Genomic DNA, 17,431 nt, shown 5'->3' with positions numbered 1-17,431 from the left:
GACTCAACCCCATTCGGCGTCGCTGAGGACGGCCAGTGGACCGCCCTGGCGACCGCCGGCGCGCCAGGTCCCCATGCAAACCCGCGACACCAAGAATCGAGAGTCTTTTGAACTGCCGCCTGTGCGACTCGGACCGACTGCTCAGCGTCCTGGATCTCGGCGCGACCCCGCCCTGCGAAAAAATCCTGGCCGCCGATGAGCTCGACCTGCCGGAGACGACCTATCCCCTGCACCTGCGGCTGTGCGAGGATTGCCTGCTGCTGCAGATCCCGGCGCTGATCACGCCCGAGGACACCTTCACCGAATACGCCTACTATTCCTCGTATTCGGACACCTGGGTGCAGCACGCCAAGGACTTCGTCGACGGTGCCATCGGCCGCCTCGGGCTCGGGACCGACTCGCTCGTGGTCGAAGTCGCCAGCAACGACGGTTACCTGCTGCAGCACGTGGTCGCCGCCGGCATCCCCTGCCTGGGCATCGAACCGTCGGCGAACGTCGGCGAAGCCGCCCGCAAGCGCAACGTCCCCACCGTGTCGGCGTTCCTCGACGAGGAGCTCGCCGCCAAGGTCCGCGCCGAACACGGGCCCGCGAACCTGGTGGTGGCCAACAACGTCTACGCGCACATTCCCGATCTGCGTGGCTTCACGCGCTCGCTGCGCAGGCTTCTCGACGACGACGGCTGGCTGAGCATCGAAGTGCACCACGCGCTGAACCTGGTGCAGTACGCGCAGTTCGACACCATCTACCACGAACACTTCCAGTACTACACGCTGTTCTCGGCCATCTGCGCGCTGGCGACCTCGGGGTTGGCCGTCGTCGACGTGGAACTGCTGCCCACCCACGGCGGCTCGCTGCGAATCTGGGCTCGCTCGGCCGAGATTGCCGGGCGGCCAACACGACGCGTCGAAAAGGTGCTGCACGCCGAGGACGCGGCGGGACTGCACCGCGTCGACGGGTATCTGCAGCTGCGATCGAAGACCGAGGCGACGCGCCACGAGCTGTTGCGCTTTTTGCTCCAGTGCCGCGCCGAGGGCAAGCGCGTCGTCGGCTACGGGGCGCCGGGCAAGGGCAACACCCTGCTGAACTACTGCGGCATCCGCAGCGATCTGCTCGAATACACGGTGGACCGCAACCCGTACAAACACGGCCACTTCACGCCGGGCGCGCGGATCCCGATCCACGAACCCGAGCGCATCGCCCAGGATCGCCCGGACGTCGTGCTCGCGCTGCCGTGGAACCTCGAGCCCGAGCTCACCGAACAACTCGGGTTCATCGCCGACTGGGGCGGCCAGTTGGTGTTTCCGTTGCCGACCCTGCACACGGCGACCGGCCTCAAGCCGCGCCGTGCCACGACGCCATGAGCACCTGCCGGGGGTGTGGCGGCAGCGAGCTGCGCCGGGTGCTCGACTTGGGCGATGTGCCCGCCGCCGACCACTTTCCGTTGGCCACCGAACCGGTGAGCCCGCAGGAGTCGGCGCACCGGCTCGCGATGGACCTGTGCGCCCGCTGCGGCCTGGCCCAGCTTGCCAGCGACGACACCGTGACCGAGGAGCCCCGCGGCATCGAGCCGCTGGCTTTGCGCGAGCAGGCCGCCGACGCGGTGCGATGCGTGGCCGACGCCGGGTGGCTGCGCGGAACGACGGTGCGCGAGTTCGGCAGCCCGCACGGTGGGACCTGGTTGCCGCTGCTCGCCGAGCGCGGCTTCTCCCAATCCGACGTCGCCGACGTGGTGCTCGACTCGTTCGGCGTCATGCACGACCCAAACCAGCGGTCCGGCTTTGCGTTCCGCGCCAAGACGACCGCACCGGACGGGGTGTTGCTGGTGCAGTTCCCCTGGCTTTTGACCATGGTTTCCCAGGGGCAGTGGAACGCGTTGCGCCACGGCCACTTCGGTTATTACTCGCTGACCGCCCTGACCGGGCTGCTCGGTTCGGTCGGGATGAGCGTGGCGACGGCGTGGGAGTTCGAACTGTACGGCGGCACCATCCTGGCGGCCGCGGTGCACGGCCGGGTCGAACCGGACGAACGGGCCAACGACCTTTTGGAACGCGAATGGGAGTTCGGCGTCACCGAGCCGGCGGTCGTCGGGCGCCTGCAAGAGGCGGCCGAACGCCACGCCACCCGGCTGCGCAATTGGCTGGTCGCGCAAGCCGATAGCGGGCGCACCATCTACGGGTACGGCGCCGGTTCGCGGGTACCCGCCTTGTTCAGCATCGCCAGGATCGATCGGCATCTGCTGCCCGCGGTGGCCGACGCCGCACCGGGCAAGCAGGGACGCAGGATTCCGGGCACCGACATTCCCATCGTCTCGCCCGAACAACTCATCGAGGCCGACCCGGACGGCGTCATGCTCACCCTGCCCGACCTGTACGACGAGGTCCGCCGGGCATTCCCCCAGTTCGAGGGGCGCTGGTCGATCGATCCGGGCACCGATAGCAACGGGCCGCCGCTGTGAGTTCGATTCGGATCCTGTGGCTTTCACCCTGGATGCGGCCGCTGGCCCGCGTCCAGGCCGAGGCGCTGCGCCGGCGCGGTGCCGACGTGTTGCTGGTGACCTCCGACCAGCACCCGGAGTCGGGCCCCGCCCGGGACTACGAGCTGGTGCTCGATCCGCGGTTCCGCACCGCCGCCACCTGGCCCGCCAGCCTCGCCGCCTGGCGCCGCGTCCGGGACTACGGGGCGCAGGTGGTGATCGCCGAGCTGGTCCGCGACCCCCGCTGGATCGCGTTGGCCGGGCGGGCCCCCCGCGTGCAGCTGGTGCACGACGACCTTCCCCACGACGCCGAGGAGCGGCGGCCCGCGTACGAGCATGCCGTTTTCGATCGTTGGGGCGCCCGCTCGGCGGCGACCATCACCTACAGCCGCTTCGTCGCCTCCGCCGTGGGCGCCCGGCGAGACGTGGCCGGGACACCGGTGCACATCCTGCCGCTCACCAGCGACCTCGACGTGAGCCTGGTGCCCCCGCCGGTCGGCCCGGAGCGACGCCGCGACTTCGTGCTGGTGGGCCGGCTCAACCCGTACAAGAACATCGACGTCGTGCTGAGCGCATGGCACCGCCACGTCACCGGGCCGGGCTGGCGCGGTGACAACCTGGTGCTGATCGGCGACGGGCCGATCAGCCTGAGAAGCGTTGCGCTGCCGCCACATACGGTGTGGCGCTCCGGCACCTACCGCTATTGCGATGTCGTCGAAACTCTCACGGCCGCAAAGGGTTCGGTCGTCCACTACCGGCGCGCCTCGCAAAGCGGCGTGCAAGTGCTGTCCATGCAGCTGGGCGTGACGCCGATCGCGTCTACCATCGGCGCGCTCCCCGAATACCAGCCCCCCGGCGGGCCCGTGGTCGAGGTCGACGACGTCGCCGGGCTGGCCGCCGCGTTCGACGAGCTCGCGGACCCGGCAACCGCCGCGCATCGCGGCGCCGAGGCCGCGCGACACTACGCGCGGCGATTGAGCGTGGACCGGGTCGCCGATCGGTTGTTCGAGGTGCTCACCGAGGTGCGGTCCACGCGCTTATCACCCGGTTCGGGTGAACTCGAGAACGCCGACGAGCGCCCGGAAAGGTACTAGTCGATGGATTTTCGCACCTTCGTCCGGACGCTGACGGCCCACTGGAAGCTCTTCGTCGGCGCGCTGCTGGCATGCCTGGCCGGCGCGGCCGCGATCACCGGACTGCAGACCAAGCATTACCAGTCCTCGGCCACCGTGCTGATCTCGTTCGCCGGTGAAACCAACCTGGCCGACGTCTACCAGGGAACGCAGGCGGCCCAGGAGCGGCTGTCGTCCTATGCGGCGATCGCCGGCGGGCACGCCCTGGCAGCACGCGCGGTCAACCAGTTTCATCTGCCCGTCAGCGCCGACGCCCTGGCCAGCCAGACCCGCGTCAGCTACACGCCGAAATCGACGATGTTCACCATCTCGGTTTCCGACACCGATCCGCGTCGCGCCGCCACGTTGACCAAGGCGATGGCCGACACGTTCACCGCGGTGATCGGCACCATCGGCGCCGACCCGAAACCGCCTGCGGCACCGCCACCCACCGCGCCGCCGCCCCCACCGGCACCGGCCCAAGACACCGACGGCCAATCGGCGACACAGCCCGAGTCGGCGCAGACGACGCCGACCGAGCCGCAGGCGGCGCCGGCCCAGACACCACCGCCTCCCGCGGCGCAACCGATTCCGGTCGCGCGGGCGACGGTGGTCGAGCAGCCCGGCGTGCCGGACGCCCCCTACCAGCCGGCCCCCGTCCGCAACATGGTGATGGGGCTATTGGCCGGACTGCTGCTGGGCACCGGTGTGGCGCTGACCCGCGAGGCCACCGACCGCACCGTGCGCGACCGCGCCAAGCTGGAGCTCCTTACGGGCGTGCCCACCCTCGCCGAACTTCCCGGAAAACGCGGCCACGCACCGCGTTTCGGCACCGACATCTCGTTCGACGACGCGGTCCGCGGTCTGCGGGCACGGCTGCTGCGGGCGATGGACCGCGGCGCGCGCCGCGTGCTGGTGACGGCGCCGTTCGGCGGCGAGGGAACCACGACGACGGCGGTCAACCTGGCCAGGGCGTTCGCCGAGACCGGCGAAGAGGTGCTGCTCGTCGAGGGTGACACGCGCCGACCGGTGATCGCCGGCTTGCTGAAGGTCGAATCCGGAGAGGGGCTGGGCAACGCGTTGGCCAACCCCGGCATCGCCGCGGAAGCCGTTAAGCCGACCGGCATTTCGAGACTGTTCATTCTGGCCGCGCGGGCCGTTCGCCGGGACACGCTGCCCTGCAGCGCTTACCTGCCCGAGGCGCTCGACAAGGTGCTGCAGGAGGTTTCGGCCACCTTTGACCGCACCGTGGTCGACGGGCCGCCCGTGCTGGCGACCGCGGACGCCGGCCTGCTGGGCGGCGCGGTCCAGGCCACGGTGCTGGTCGTGCGCGCGGGCCGCACCACCGAGGACGAACTCAACGACGCGCTGGCGGCGCTGCGCGCGGCCGGCGCCGACGTCGTCGGCACGGTGCTGACCGACGCCCGGATTCCTCGGCACACCAGGGCTGCGGCCCGCACCTACCGGACGAAGGTGAGCTGACCGACGTGATCCGGTACTTGCGGAATCGTCATCGCCTGGCGATGTCGGCGGCCGTGCTGGCGGCGTTCCTGTTCGGCTGCTTCCTCTTCGGCGTGATGTCGGCGCGCAACCTGACCCACGGGGTGATGTTGATCGCGCTCACGTTCTGCGTGGTGGTGTATTGGATCAAGCCGGAACTGATGGTGACGCTGGCGCTGTTCTGGGCGTTCGCCGCGCTGCCCCAAGGCTTGCACGTCGGCAAGGTGGTCGGGCCGGTGACGATTTTCGCCGACCACGTGGCGCTGGTGCTGGCGATCTGCTTTTTGCTGCCCGCCGTGCGACTGCGGTTCTCCGAGTGGGCGCTGCCTGCAATGTTTGTCTTGACCGTCGCCTACTTCGCCGGAGTCGGCTTTGCCACCGGACACAGCGCCCCCGTGATCGTGCGGGAGGCGACCTTCCTGCTCGAAATGGTCGGCGGTTTCGTGCTGGCGATGCTGATCGTCTACGGCGGCCATCTGCGGCTGTCGAGGTACGCGATCGTGGTCACGTTGTGGTTCTCGGCGGGCATGGCCATCGCCAGCTCCTCGGGGGGCCTGCGCCTGGCCGGCAGGTTGGAGAGCCTGCAATCCGACACCGGGGACACCGCCAACCGGGTGATCACCGCGACCCTCACCCCCGCGATCGCCACGCTGACAGCGCTGGTGGCCGCTCAGATCGCCGGCCGGGTCAAACCGTCGTCGTACCTGGTTTTGGGGTTGCCGGCCTTGGTGATTTCGGTGCTGGCGTTCTCCCGTAATACCTTGCTGTGCGTGGGAGTTGCCGCCGCCGTGGCGTTCGCGACCACCTTGAGCTGGTCGTCGCTGCGGCGGGCGGCCAGGCTGTTGATCATCGGCGCGGGGGTGCTGGCCGCGGCCGTCCCCGGCGCCCTCTTTTTGCTGCAGCACTCCACCGCCGGCGACTGGCTCAACGATCAGATCGCCGGATTCAGCCACCGGGTGCTGGGCGGTGTATCGAGCGATGCGCTCGCGGTGGACCCCTCGACCCTGGCCAGGCTGGCCGAAGACGCCAACCTCAACCGCGCGATCGCCCGGGCCCCGGTGTTCGGGCACGGGCTGGGCTACGCGTATCAAGAGCCGTTCGGCAACGACCCCGACAGCTTCACCAACACGTTGGGCACCACCTATTCGCACAACTTCTACCTGTGGTGGCTGGCCAAGTCCGGCGCGGTGGGCATGTCGGCGTTCGCGCTGTTCGCCCTCGCCCCACTGGTTTTGGCGCTGCGCAGCTCGTCGGTGCCCGCGAAGATCAGCGCGGCGGTGTCCGCCGGTCTTTTGGTGATGTGCATCGTCGACCCACTGCCGGAGGATCCGGCGAACGCCATGACGCTCGGCATGGCGCTGGGGGCGGCATTGGCCTTCGCCCGCCTGCGGCGACGCCCCGGCCTACGCGAGGCCAGCACCGCGCTGCCCGGCGAGGCCACCGCGGCCGACGGGCACCGACTGGTGGCGGCGCTTTCGTGACCGCCGACCGGAACCCGTTGCGGGTGCTGGTGATAGGCCCGGCGCCGGCCGCGGCCATCAGCCGCGGCGGCATGGCGACCGTGGCCGCCTTGATGGCCGCACAACCCGACGAGCGGATCGGCGTCACCGTGGTGCCCACCTATGTGGACGGGTCGCGACCGGTGAAGCTGCTGGTCGGCGTGCGCGGAATGCTTTGCGCCAGTTGGCTGTTGCTGCGCGGCCGCGCCCACGTGCTGCACGTGAACCTGGCTCACGGCGGCAGCGTGATCCGCAAGGCGGTGCCGTTGTGGGCGGCCAGGCTGGCGGGGGTGCCGGCGGTGGTGCACGGGCACAGCTACGACTTCGGCGGCTGGTTCGACCGGTTACCGGCGCCGGCACAGGCGCTGGTTCGCCGCATGCTCGTGGCCGATCGCTGGGTGGTCCTGGGCCAGCGCCATGTCGGCGAGTATGCCGAGCGCCTGCGGTTGCAGCGCGACCGGATCAGCGTGCTGCACAACGCCGTTGCGATCCCGGATGCCCCCGTGGACCAAGCGGGCGCCGATCGCGTGCACGCGGTGGCGCTGGGCCGGCTCGGAATCCGCAAGGGCAGCTACGACATCGTCACCGCCGTCGGCGCGCTCGACGAGACGATCCGCGGGCGGCTGTGTGTGACACTGGCCGGCGACGGCGACGTCGACGCGGTGCGCGCCGCCGTGGCCGACGCCGGTCTCGCCGGGTCGATTCACGTCACGGGCTGGCTGGACCCGGCGGACCGTGACGCGCTGCTCGGCGCGGCCCACGTCTTCCTGCTGCCCAGCCGCGACGAAGGGCTGCCGATGGCGCTGCTGGAGGCGATGGCCCGGGGGCTGGCCCCCGTGACCACCCCGGTCGGCAGCATCGCGGAGGTGGTCAGCGACGGGAGCAGCGGCCTCGTGGTGCGGCCCGGGGCACCACACGAGATCGCCGAAGCGCTGACCGCACTGGTCACCGACGCGGGCCTGCGCGCGCGGCTGGGAAACGCCGCGCGGCAGCGCGCCGCCGACTTCGCGCTTCCGCGCTGGCACGAGTCGCTGGCCGGGCTGTGGCGCGATCTCGCGCGTCGGGACCGCATCAACGTATGAAGGACACGAGGCCGTATGAGTGACACGATGTCGAACTGGCTGCGCGACACCGCAACCGACGTCAACTCGAGCCGATCGCTGTCGGGGCGCGCCCGCGCGCGACGATGGCGGCAATTCGCCGCCACCTTTCCGTCGTTGCCGGACATGAGGGTGCTGGATCTCGGCGGAACACCGGAGTCGTGGCGCCTCGCGCCCGTGCAGCCCGGGTCGGTCGTCACCGTGAACATGCTGCCGATGGAATCGGCAAGCCCGCACATCACCGCTGTGCGGGGAGACGCCTGCGACCTCCCGAAAACCGTTGCGGCTGAACGCTTCGACCTGGTGTTCTCCAACTCGCTGCTCGAGCACGTCGGCGGCCACGTGCAACGTCAGCGGCTGGCCGACAACGTCCACCGCCTCGCGGACCGGCATTGGGTGCAGACGCCGTACCGGTACTTTCCGGTGGAACCGCACTGGCTGTTCCCCGGCATCCAATGGCTGCCCTACGAGGCGCGCGTGCAGGTATCGATGCGCTGGAACCGCGGCCACGTCCGGACGTACAGCCGCCAGGCCGCGCAGGACCAGGTCGACGAGATCGACCTGGTCGGCATCTCGCAGATGCGTCGCTACTTCCCGTCCTCGGTCATCTGGTACGAGCGGTTCGCCGGACTGGTCAAGTCCCTGGTCGCCATCAAACGCGGGTAGCCACGGCCGTCACTTGGCGTTGGCCGACGTCATCGCATCGCGCGGGATGTCAAGCGTGGCAATCGGATACAGACCCGCGCCGTCTCGGCCGTCGCGGGCCAGCGCCATGGGCGCATAGTTCACCACGTGCGACGCATTCGGCTTGTGCTGCTGCCAGTCCACCGACGCGCGCAGCGTGTAGTGCCCCGGCGCCAGGCCGTTCAGGTCGACGTGGACGGACTCCGTCGACGACGCCGGGACCGCCTCCTCGCGCGACTGGCTGGAATCGTCGTGGACCAGCGTCTTGAGGTTGACGGTCGAGGGCAGGCTGCGCACCACCGCGCCGGAGAAGTCCACCAGCTTGTAGCCCGGCGCCCACTGCTCGGTGGCGGCCGCCGAGCCGTAGTTGGTCCAAACCACCGAAATCGTCGCGACCTTCCCTTCTATGGATTGCGATCCCGGCCTCGCCTCGACCGAATACCGGTAGCCGGCCGAGGTATTGGCCTGCGCCCACAGCAGATACAGCTTGGGATCCATCGCGGACGTCGCCTCGCTGTCCGGGAAGTTGGCGCTCGAGGTCATCGACACGTGATACCTGACGACGTCGTGCAGGCCCTTCTCGTAGTAAGACCGCGGATCGGTCCCGTTGGGCAACTGGCACCATTCGGTGATCACCGGCGCGGACCCCAGCCGCTGCTTGAGCGCGTTGACGACCGGGTCATTGGTCCGCACATAGTGGGAATCGTTGGACTCGGCCCACGTCTGCAACGGCGAATAGACGCCGAGGCAGTCCGCGCGGATCCCCACCGGCGCCGACAGCTTCTTCGTCACGTCGTCGGCGAGCATCTCGCGCACGATCTCCGGATTCTGCGGCGTGACCACCAATTGCGTGTGGGGAAAGGCGTTCACGTTCGCCGCGACCAGCTGCTGCACGGACGCCTTGGTGATGCTCTGATCCCGGAACTGGCTGTAGTACCCCAGGGCGGCGACGCTGTCGTCGGGCGCCGGACCCGGCGCCCCCAACACGTCGCGCAGATACGCGATGTGGTTCTCGCTGAAATCCCCGTACCCGGAGAACTCGAACACGCTGAGCCGCTCGTCGCCGTCGTAGCGCCGGCCCAGGGCGGCCAGGAGCTGCCCGAAGGCGTTGAGGTAGTTGGGGTCGTTCCAGTTCGGCACCACCTGGGTGACGCCGGGGGTGGGGCTGTTCGGCGGCGCGGGATAGTTGGTGGCCGCCGAGCGCATCCAGTCGGGAATGGCGATGTTCGTGTTGTCCGGATAGCTTGCGTTGCAACAGGAGTTGTAGGCGAACACGCGCAGGGTCAGCCGCATGTTGCGGCTCTGCAGCTTGGTCAGCGCGTCGTCGATCACGCTGAAGTCGAACCTGCGGTCGTCGGGGGCGTCCGGTGGCAGCGTGCGCGGGTCGACGGGCTGCAGCTGCCGCCACGAGACCCGCAGGCTGGCGTCGTACGACGCCGGCCACGCCGGGTACCGCTGCTGCGCCGGTCTGCCCTGCGGGAAAAGGGGATTGAGCAGATCCTCGTACTGGCCGCGCAGCGGATTGGACATCTCCTGGACGGTGGGCGGGATGGCCGGAAAGACCATCGCGGACAGCGGACCCGGATTGGGGTGGCCCGCACATCCGCTCAGCAGCAGCGCCGTGCACGCCAAGGTCACGACAGTGGCCAGCGCACCCCTTTTGCAGGATCGAAGCATCGTCACCCGGGTCAGATCGCGCCCAGCGACAACGCCTCGCGGTCGGCGAGGAACGGCATCGGCATCCAGCGCGCGGCCAGCAAGGCCTCCATCGCGTTGCCGGGCACCGGTCGGGATAGCAAAAACCCCTGCGCGCGGTGGCATCCGTGCTGCATCAAAGTCAGTGCCGCGGCGGGGGTTTCGACCCCCTCGGCGACCAGCTGCAGTCCGAAGGCCTCGGCCAGCCCGATGATCGCCCGGACGATGGCCAGGTCCCCGGCGTTGGTGCCCAGGTCGCGGACGAACCCGGTGTCGATCTTGAGCATGTCGACCGGGAGCGACTTCAAATGCGACAGCACGGCATAACCGGTGCCGAAGTCGTCGATGGCGATCTGGACGCCGACCTCCTTGAGCTCGGCCAGCGTCTTGCGGGTGGTCTCGATGTCGTGCACCACGGCCCGCTCGGTGATCTCCAGGCACACCGATCCGCCGTCGATGCCGAACTCCTCGATGGTGTCGGCGACGCTGCGCACGAAGCCACGGGTGATCAGCTGGATCGGCGAGACGTTGATGCGCAGGATGGCGCTCTGCCCCACGCCGTTGGCGCGCCACCGGCTGAATTCGGCGCACGCGCTTCGCATCACCCAGCGGCCCAGTTCGCCGGCCAAATTGGTCGATTCGGCCACCCCGATGAACGAGTCCGGCAGCAGCAGCCCCCAGATCGGGTGCCGCCAGCGCACCAGCGCCTCGGCCGCGACGATCGCGCCGGTCCACAGGTCGACCTCGGGCAGGTAGTGCAGCAGCAGCGCTTCGCTGTCGATGTCGCCCTGCAGGTGCAGCTCGATGTCGTTGCGGAAGGCGCTTTTCAGCGACATGTCGTCGGTGGACAGCGCGACCTGGTTGCCGCCCGCGCGCTTGGCCGTCAGCACGGCCTCGTCGGCCCGGCGCAGCAGGTCGGTGCTGTTGTCACGCCCCGGCATGCCTACGGCCAGGCCGATGCTCACGGTGCGGGTGATCATGTGCCCGCCGATGGCCAGGCGCTCGCGCAGCATCGCCCCCAGCCGCCGCGCGAAGGCCTCCGCGGCCCCCGTCGACATCGGCTGGTCGGGGATGACGACGAACTCGTCGCCGCCCAGCCTGGCGATCATGCTCTGGTTCCCCGCGCACACCCGGATGCGTTGCGCGAACACGCGGATGAACCAGTCGCCGGCCGTGTGGCCGAGGTAGTCGTTGATCGGCTTGAGCCGGTCCAGGTCGAGGTACAACACGGCGACCGGTCCGGGGCTGCCCGCGGCCAGCCGGTCCGACAGGTGCGCCACCAGGGCCCGCCGGTTGTACAGGCCGGTCAGGTCGTCGTGCTCGGCGAGGTAGCGCAGCTTTTCTTCGGCCGCGATGCGGGCCTGAAGCTGCGCGAAGAGCGCGGCGACCGCCTCCAGGGTGTTGATCTCTTCCTGCTTCCACTTGCGCGCGCCGTTCTTGACGAAGCCGAGCACCCCGGTCGTCGTGTCGCCGGAAACCAGCGGTGCGGCCGCCACCGACGGCGAGCCGGACTGCTTGGCTCCCCCGATCAGGCGGGGCAGCAGGCGGCTGCTCTGGTCCGGCCGGATCACCACCGGCTTCCGGCCGTGCTCGCACTGGGCGAGCACGGGGTCGGCGCTGGTGAAGTGGACGACGGCCATCGGATCGGGATCGGGAACGTCGAGGCGCGGCGGCCATTCGGCGACCAGCACCGACGCCCGGATGTCGTGGTCGTGGTGGCGCAGAAGCCCGGCGTCCAGATCGAACTGCTCGACGAGCTGCGCGAGCACCTTCTCGCTGACCTGGGTGGCGGTGGACCCGGTGGCCTCCATCAGCTGCGTGGCCACCGAGGTGACGACGAGATCCAGGCTGCGCGGCACGGGCTCCTCCGACGGGCACATGTCCTAATTGGGCTTGCCGTGGCCGGGGCCCAATCAGGGGATCTTCGTCTTCAAAATTCCCCTCGATGCACACCGATGCGCACCGCGGAGCCCCATGCTGTGCGTGACTGTATCCGGCCCGGGGCAGGTCACGAATTCGTGCGGGAAAGCGTATCATGTGCGGCCCGCCCCCACCGCGCCGCGGCCGAACGGCCTGCGCCCCAACTTAAGACGGGAGACCACCGCAGATGCCTGCCGCGCGCACGGCCAAACGACGGCTCGCTCCGGCGGCAAAGGCCTTGGCGCCCCGCCTGTTCTGGCGCCGCCGATACCGGATCCTGCAACGCCTGGGCGAGTCGCGGGCGGACGTGCAACTGGTGGCCTCGCTGTGCGATCCCACCCGGGTTTCGCTGGACATCGGGGCCGACGTCGGCGAATTCACGATCGCGATGCTGGCGTCGTCGCGATCGGTGATCGCCTTCGAACCGCGTCCCGCCCAGGCGCGGGACCTCGCCGCCATGTTCGACGCGGTGGGCGCCGCCGTGCGGGTCGAAGCGGTGGCGCTCTCGGACCAATCCGGCACGACGACCATGCGGGTGGTGAAGAGCGACCCGGGGCGTAGCACGATCGACGCGGCCAACCCGCTCACCGACTCCGGCGGGGAGGCGGTGCGAAGCCTCGAGGTCCCCGTCAGGCGCCTCGACGACCTGCGCCTCGACGACGTCGGCCTGGTCAAGATCGACGTCGAGGGCCACGAGCTGGCCGTGCTGCGCGGCGCCGCGGACACCCTGGTGCGCAACCGGCCGACGGTCCTGGTGGAAGCCGAGGAACGCCACCACCGGGGCGCCGTCGCCGCGATCACCGAGTTGCTGACCGGGCTTGGCTACCACGGCTACTTCGAGATCGGCGACGACCGCCGGCCGGTCGCCGAGTTCGACGCGGCCCGCTATCAGAACCCGGCCAACATCGGCGGCCGCGAGGACGGCTGGGCCCCCCACGGCGTCTACGTCAACAACTTCGTCTTCCTGCCCGCCGAGTCCTGACCGCCCGCGGCACGTGAGGCGGCTCACAATCGGCGCCGAGCTGTCACGCGCGCCGGGGCCGCGGTGTCTCAAGGGCACGAGACCCGTGAGAAGGAGACTGGTAATGACCGAGCTGAGCGCCCCCAAAATCAACGTCGTCGTGGTCGGCGGCGGATACGCCGGAACGCTGGCCGCCAACCACCTGCGCCGGCGCGCCGACGTCGACATCACGCTGGTCAACGCGCGGCCCGTCTTCGTCGAGCGGATCCGCCTGCACCAGCTGGCCTGCGACACCGGCGCCGCCACCGCGGAGTACGACACCCTGCTCGGCGAGGGAATCCGGCTGGTCGTCGACACCGTCGAGCGCATCGACGCCGCCGACCGGCGCGTCGTGCTGGGCTCGGGCACCGAGCTGGACTACGACTACCTGATTTACGCCGTCGGCAGCACCGGGGTCACACCCTCGCAGGTGCCGGGCGCTGCGGAACTCGCCCACTCCGTCGCCGATTTGGAAAGCGCGCAGCGGCTGCGCTACGCGCTGGCCGACCTGCCGCTCGCCTCGCCCGTCACGGTCGTCGGGGCCGGCCTGACCGGCATCGAAACGGCGTCCGAGCTGGCCGAGCAGGGGCGCCCGGTGACCCTGGTGTGCGGCGGGCTTCTCGGTCCGTCGCTGAGCGCGCGGGGCCGCCGTTCGGTGGCCAAGCGGCTGCGCGCCCTCGGCGTCAACGTGCTGGAATCCGTCGCCGCCCGCGAGGTGCGCTGGGACGCGGTGGTGCTCAGCGACGGCGCCGTGGTGCCGAGCGCGGCGACGGTGTGGACGGCGGGGTTCGCGGTGCCGGACCTGGCCGCGCGCAGCGGGTTGCGCACCGACTCCGTGGGCCGGCTGCTCACCGACGAGACGCTGACCAGCATCGACGACCCGCGCATCGTCGCCGCGGGGGACGCGGCCGCGCCCTCGGGCCAGCCGCTGCGGATGAGCTGCCAGGCCGCCGGGCCGCTGGGCGCCCAAGCCGCCAACACCGTGCTCAGCCGCATCGCCGGCAGCACGCCCGCCGCGCTGAACCAGGCGTTCGTCGGGCAGTGCATCAGCCTGGGCCGCAGCCACGGCACCTTCCAGCTGGCGCGCACCGACGACACCCCGGTGAACGTGGCGCTCGGCGGTCGCGTCGCGGCCTCGATCAAGGAGGCGATCTGCAAGGGCACGCTGTGGGCGATCCGGCGCGAGGCCGCCAAGCCCGGGTCCTACTACTGGCTCAAGGGCGGCAAGCGGCCCGCGCAGTCGCCGGCCGATCGGCGGGTCGCGCTGCCATGACCCGCTCGTCGGGCGGTGGTGAGCATGCCGAACGGTTCACGTTGCTGCGGCCGTTGCTGTTCACCATCGCCTACGAGATCCTCGGCTCGGCGACCGAAGCCGACGACGTCTTGCAGGACAGCTACCTGCGCTGGGCCGAGGTGGACCTGGCGCGCGTGCGCGACACCAAGTCCTATCTGGCCCAGCTGGTCACCCGGCAGGCGCTCAACGCGCTGCGCGCCGACGCGCGCCGCCGCGAGGAGTACGTGGGGCCCTGGCTGCCCGAGCCGCTGCTGCTCGACGAGCAGGACCCCTCGGCGGATGTCGTTCTCGCCGAGTCGGTTTCGATGGCGATGCTGGTCCTGCTGGAGACGCTGAGCCCCGACGAGCGGGCGGTGTTCGTGCTGCGCGAGGTGTTCGGTTTCGACTACGCCGAAATCGGTGCGGCGGTGGGCAAGCCGGCGTCGACCGTCCGCCAGGTCGCGCACCGCGCGCGCGAACACGTTCGCGCGCGGCGGAAACGATTCGACGCGCAAGATTTTGAGCGCACCGCTCAGATCACCGCGCAGTTCATGGCCACGGCGGCCAGCGGCGACGTGCAAACCCTGATGACGATGCTCGCCCCGGACGCCGTCTGGATGGCCGACAGCGGAGGCAAGGTGTCGGCGGCGCGCCGGCCGGTGGTGGGCGCCGAGCGGGTGGCCAGGGCCATCGCCGGCCTGATGCGCAAGGCCCGCGACGCCTGGGCGACCGTGCGCGTGCGGACGGTGAACTGCAACAGCGCGCCGGCGGTGCTGCTCTACCAAGGCGAACGGCTCGAGATGGTGGTCACGCTGGAGATCGCCGACGAGAAGATCACCAATTTCTACGTGATGCGCAACCCTGACAAGCTGGCCGCTGTGACGACCGCCCGGGCCATCAGTCGCGGCTAGGTGACTGCGGCTCTGTCAAGCTAGGGCGGTGCGAATCGAGCCGCTTGGCGACCTCGGCGCCGCATCCCGCGTGCTGCGCGCGGTCGGCGACGCGACCGGCCGGCTCGGGCTTCCGCCGCCCGCGGCGCTGACCGGTGACTGGTTCGGCGCGCGGGCGGTGATCGCGCCCAGCGTGGCGGTGCGGCCGGTGCGCGGCGGCGACGCCTTCGCCGTCCCACCGGGTTCGGCGGCCGGTGGCCGGGCCGTGGGCGGCGGCTGGGTGGGCTATCTGTCCTATCCCGACCCCGGCGCCGACGGGCGGGGAAACCGGATCCCCGAGGCCGCCGGCGGCTGGACCGACTGCGTGCTGCGCGGCGACCGCGACGGGCAGTGGTGGTACGAAAGCCTGTCCGGGGCGCCGATGCCCGACTGGCTGGCCGCGGCCTTGGCCGCACGGCCCGCCCCGGCGCGCGAGTGCCGGATCGACTGGGGCGCGCCCGATCGGCCGGCCCACCGCGAGGGCGTGCTGGCCTGCCTGGAGGCGATCCGCGCCGGCGAGGTCTACCAGGCCTGCGTCTGCACGCAATTCACCGGAACGGTCACCGGGGCGCCGCTGGACTTCTTCGTCGACGGCGTCGCGCGCACCTCCCCGGCCCGGGCGGCCTACCTGGCCGGCCCGTGGGGCGCGGTGGCCTCGTTGTCCCCGGAACTCTTCCTGCGCCGGCGAGGGACGGTCGTGACGTCAAGCCCGATCAAGGGAACGCTGCCGCTGGACGCCTGGCCGTCGGCGCTGCGCGCGTCGGCCAAGGAGGTCGCCGAGAACATCATGATCGTGGACCTGGTCCGCAACGATCTGGGCCGGGTGGCAACCGTCGGCTCGGTGACCGTCCCCGAGCTCTTGGTGGTGCGGCGTGCCCCGGGCGTGTGGCACCTGGTGTCGACGGTGTCGGCGCGGGTAGCGGCCGAGCTCCCGATGTCGGCGCTGCTCGACGCGGCCTTCCCCCCGGCGTCGGTGACCGGGACACCCAAACACCGCGCCCGCCAACTCATTGCGCAATGGGAGCGCCATCGTCGCGGAATATACTGCGGCACAATAGGTTTGGCGTCCCCGATCGCCGGGACGGAGCTGAACGTCGCGATTCGCACCGTCGAATTCGACGCCGCCGGGGGCGCCGTGCTCGGCGTCGGCGGCGGAATTACCGCCGACTCCGATCCCGGCGCGGAATGGGACGAATGCCTACACAAGGCCGCCCCAATCGTCGGGCTGCCCAGCGTCGCGGCCGCCACCAGTCGGTCGGCCGGGTAAAACATCGGCGCCCGGGCCATGAATTTCGGCTAACCCCCAGCACAAGCTGGTGGGGACGCCTAAGCTGCTGGCATTGACCCGCGCCGAATCGCGCGTCGACTGCCGGAGGGGACCGTCATGAGAATCGCTGTCCTGGGCGCCGCGGCGTCTGCCCTACTGGGCGGCACGCTGGCGGTTACGCCCCTGACCTCGGTGAGTACGTCCCCGCCGACGGTTACGGGGTGCGGCCCGGGCGGCGCGGCGTGCGGAGAGAAAGTGGCCTCGGTGCTCCTGCCCGAGACCCCGAAAGCGTCCGGCCCGGCCCCCCAGGTGGGCGCCGTGCCTGCCGCCGCGCAGGTGGGCGGAGGCGCGCCGGTTAACGACGCGGGAGATGTCATCGCCCCCGGGGCGTCCGCGCCCGCCGGAGGCGGTGCACCCGCCGCGGCGGTGCCCGGGGTGAGCTCGCCGGCGCTCGGCGGCGGCGCGCCCGACGTCGGCGGCCTGGGGACCGGCCTGCCCGGCGCGGGCGTGCCGGACCTGGGCACCCTCGGGCTGCCGGACCCCAACGTCCTGCTGCCCGGCGTGGCCGGCGCATTCGCCGCCCAACAGGGTGCGAACGTGGCGTTGTCGGTGGTGCAGGGCGTGGTCGGCGTGGGAGGCACGGTCGTCGGGCTCGGAGCGAGCGCGGTGGGCACCGTGACGTCCGCGGCCATCGCGTTGGCCTGGCTGAAGGACGCGGGCCTGCTGCCGAGCAACATCGGACTTCCCGGGGTGAGTTTCCCCGGCTTCGGCGTGCCCACCCTCGCCGCCGCGACAGCAGCTGTCCCCGGGGCCGCCGCGGCGATCCCGGCGGGTCTGCCGGCGGCACCTCCGCTGCCGGCGCTGCCGGCGGCACCTCCGCTGCCGGCGCTGCCCCTGCCCGCCGCCCCGGCGGCGCTGCCCCCGCTACCGGCATTGCCCCCGCTGCCCGCGGGCCCGCCGCCGCTGCCTGCGCTGCCAC

General features: G+C 70.8%; 13 protein-coding genes and 1 pseudogene. 12 read left to right on the top strand and 2 right to left on the bottom strand.

Going from position 1 to position 17,431, the window contains the following annotated elements; translation table 11 throughout:
- The first annotated feature begins 107 nt into the window (after positions 1-107).
- The 7 genes from AWC19_RS24950 to AWC19_RS24920 are packed head-to-tail and all read left to right on the top strand — an operon-like array spanning position 108 to position 8,350.
- The gene (locus tag AWC19_RS24950; RefSeq protein WP_085080776.1) at positions 108-1,361 is read left to right on the top strand and encodes a class I SAM-dependent methyltransferase; all 1,254 of its coding nucleotides are present in this window, start codon (positions 108-110) and stop codon (positions 1,359-1,361) included.
- Positions 1,358-2,455, top strand: coding sequence for a class I SAM-dependent methyltransferase (locus AWC19_RS24945; protein ID WP_085080775.1), 1,098 nt, complete (start codon positions 1,358-1,360; stop codon positions 2,453-2,455). The genes AWC19_RS24950 and AWC19_RS24945 overlap by 4 nt, the downstream gene beginning before the upstream one ends.
- Before the next feature lie 11 nt (positions 2,456-2,466).
- Positions 2,467-3,567, top strand: coding sequence for a glycosyltransferase family 4 protein (locus AWC19_RS24940; protein WP_211284996.1), 1,101 nt, complete (start codon positions 2,467-2,469; stop codon positions 3,565-3,567).
- 3 nt (positions 3,568-3,570) lie between these two features.
- A complete protein-coding gene (locus AWC19_RS24935; RefSeq protein WP_085080774.1) occupies positions 3,571-5,067 on the top strand; it encodes a tyrosine-protein kinase domain-containing protein in 1,497 nt (498 codons plus the stop codon).
- A 5-nt stretch (positions 5,068-5,072) separates the two neighbouring features.
- Entirely contained in the window at positions 5,073-6,566 is a 1,494-nt protein-coding gene (locus AWC19_RS24930; RefSeq protein WP_085080773.1) for an O-antigen ligase family protein, read from the top strand.
- Positions 6,563-7,666, top strand: a complete 1,104-nt coding sequence (locus AWC19_RS24925) for a glycosyltransferase family 4 protein (protein ID WP_245849313.1) — start codon at positions 6,563-6,565, stop codon at positions 7,664-7,666. Before AWC19_RS24930 ends, AWC19_RS24925 begins: the two co-directional genes overlap by 4 nt.
- Before the next feature lie 27 nt (positions 7,667-7,693).
- The gene (locus AWC19_RS24920) at positions 7,694-8,350 is read left to right on the top strand and encodes a class I SAM-dependent methyltransferase (RefSeq protein WP_085080772.1); all 657 of its coding nucleotides are present in this window, start codon (positions 7,694-7,696) and stop codon (positions 8,348-8,350) included.
- A 9-nt stretch (positions 8,351-8,359) separates the two neighbouring features.
- Here AWC19_RS24920 and AWC19_RS24915 read toward each other — a convergent pair whose 3' ends face one another.
- Both AWC19_RS24915 and AWC19_RS24910 read right to left on the bottom strand, forming a co-directional pair.
- A complete protein-coding gene (locus tag AWC19_RS24915; RefSeq protein WP_085080820.1) occupies positions 8,360-10,045 on the bottom strand; it encodes a hypothetical protein in 1,686 nt (561 codons plus the stop codon).
- An 11-nt stretch (positions 10,046-10,056) separates the two neighbouring features.
- A complete protein-coding gene (locus AWC19_RS24910; RefSeq protein ID WP_085080819.1) occupies positions 10,057-11,922 on the bottom strand; it encodes a putative bifunctional diguanylate cyclase/phosphodiesterase in 1,866 nt (621 codons plus the stop codon).
- Between the two features lie 248 nt (positions 11,923-12,170).
- Here AWC19_RS24910 and AWC19_RS24905 point away from each other — a divergent pair, with 248 nt between their 5' ends.
- The 5 genes and pseudogenes from AWC19_RS24905 to AWC19_RS24885 all read left to right on the top strand — a co-directional run.
- A complete protein-coding gene (locus AWC19_RS24905) occupies positions 12,171-12,965 on the top strand; it encodes an FkbM family methyltransferase (protein WP_085080771.1) in 795 nt (264 codons plus the stop codon).
- 103 nt (positions 12,966-13,068) lie between these two features.
- A complete protein-coding gene (locus AWC19_RS24900) occupies positions 13,069-14,256 on the top strand; it encodes an NAD(P)/FAD-dependent oxidoreductase (protein WP_085080770.1) in 1,188 nt (395 codons plus the stop codon).
- Positions 14,253-15,167, top strand: a complete 915-nt coding sequence (locus AWC19_RS24895) for an RNA polymerase sigma-70 factor (RefSeq protein WP_085080769.1) — start codon at positions 14,253-14,255, stop codon at positions 15,165-15,167. Before AWC19_RS24900 ends, AWC19_RS24895 begins: the two co-directional genes overlap by 4 nt.
- A 28-nt stretch (positions 15,168-15,195) precedes the next feature.
- Positions 15,196-16,452, top strand: a complete 1,257-nt coding sequence (locus tag AWC19_RS24890) for an aminodeoxychorismate synthase component I (protein ID WP_085080768.1) — start codon at positions 15,196-15,198, stop codon at positions 16,450-16,452.
- A gap of 117 nt (positions 16,453-16,569) precedes the next feature.
- Positions 16,570-17,431 (top strand): annotated as a pseudogene (locus AWC19_RS24885) (hypothetical protein); the annotation flags it as partial.

Source organism: Mycobacterium palustre, from assembly GCF_002101785.1.
Lineage (GTDB): Bacteria > Actinomycetota > Actinomycetes > Mycobacteriales > Mycobacteriaceae > Mycobacterium > Mycobacterium palustre.
The sequence above is the reverse complement of the archived record's forward strand: the minus strand, read 5'-3'. Positions and strand labels throughout refer to the sequence as shown.

Coding starts and splice junctions, on each gene's coding strand:
- AWC19_RS24945 (WP_085080775.1), top strand. CDS start 1,358: ATGAGCACCTGCCGGGGGTGTGGCGGCAGCGAGCTGCGCCGGGTGCTC.
- AWC19_RS24935 (WP_085080774.1), top strand. CDS start 3,571: ATGGATTTTCGCACCTTCGTCCGGACGCTGACGGCCCACTGGAAGCTC.
- AWC19_RS24920 (WP_085080772.1), top strand. CDS start 7,694: ATGTCGAACTGGCTGCGCGACACCGCAACCGACGTCAACTCGAGCCGA.
- AWC19_RS24915 (WP_085080820.1), bottom strand. CDS start 10,045: ATGCTTCGATCCTGCAAAAGGGGTGCGCTGGCCACTGTCGTGACCTTG.
- AWC19_RS24905 (WP_085080771.1), top strand. CDS start 12,171: ATGCCTGCCGCGCGCACGGCCAAACGACGGCTCGCTCCGGCGGCAAAG.
- AWC19_RS24900 (WP_085080770.1), top strand. CDS start 13,069: ATGACCGAGCTGAGCGCCCCCAAAATCAACGTCGTCGTGGTCGGCGGC.
- AWC19_RS24895 (WP_085080769.1), top strand. CDS start 14,253: ATGACCCGCTCGTCGGGCGGTGGTGAGCATGCCGAACGGTTCACGTTG.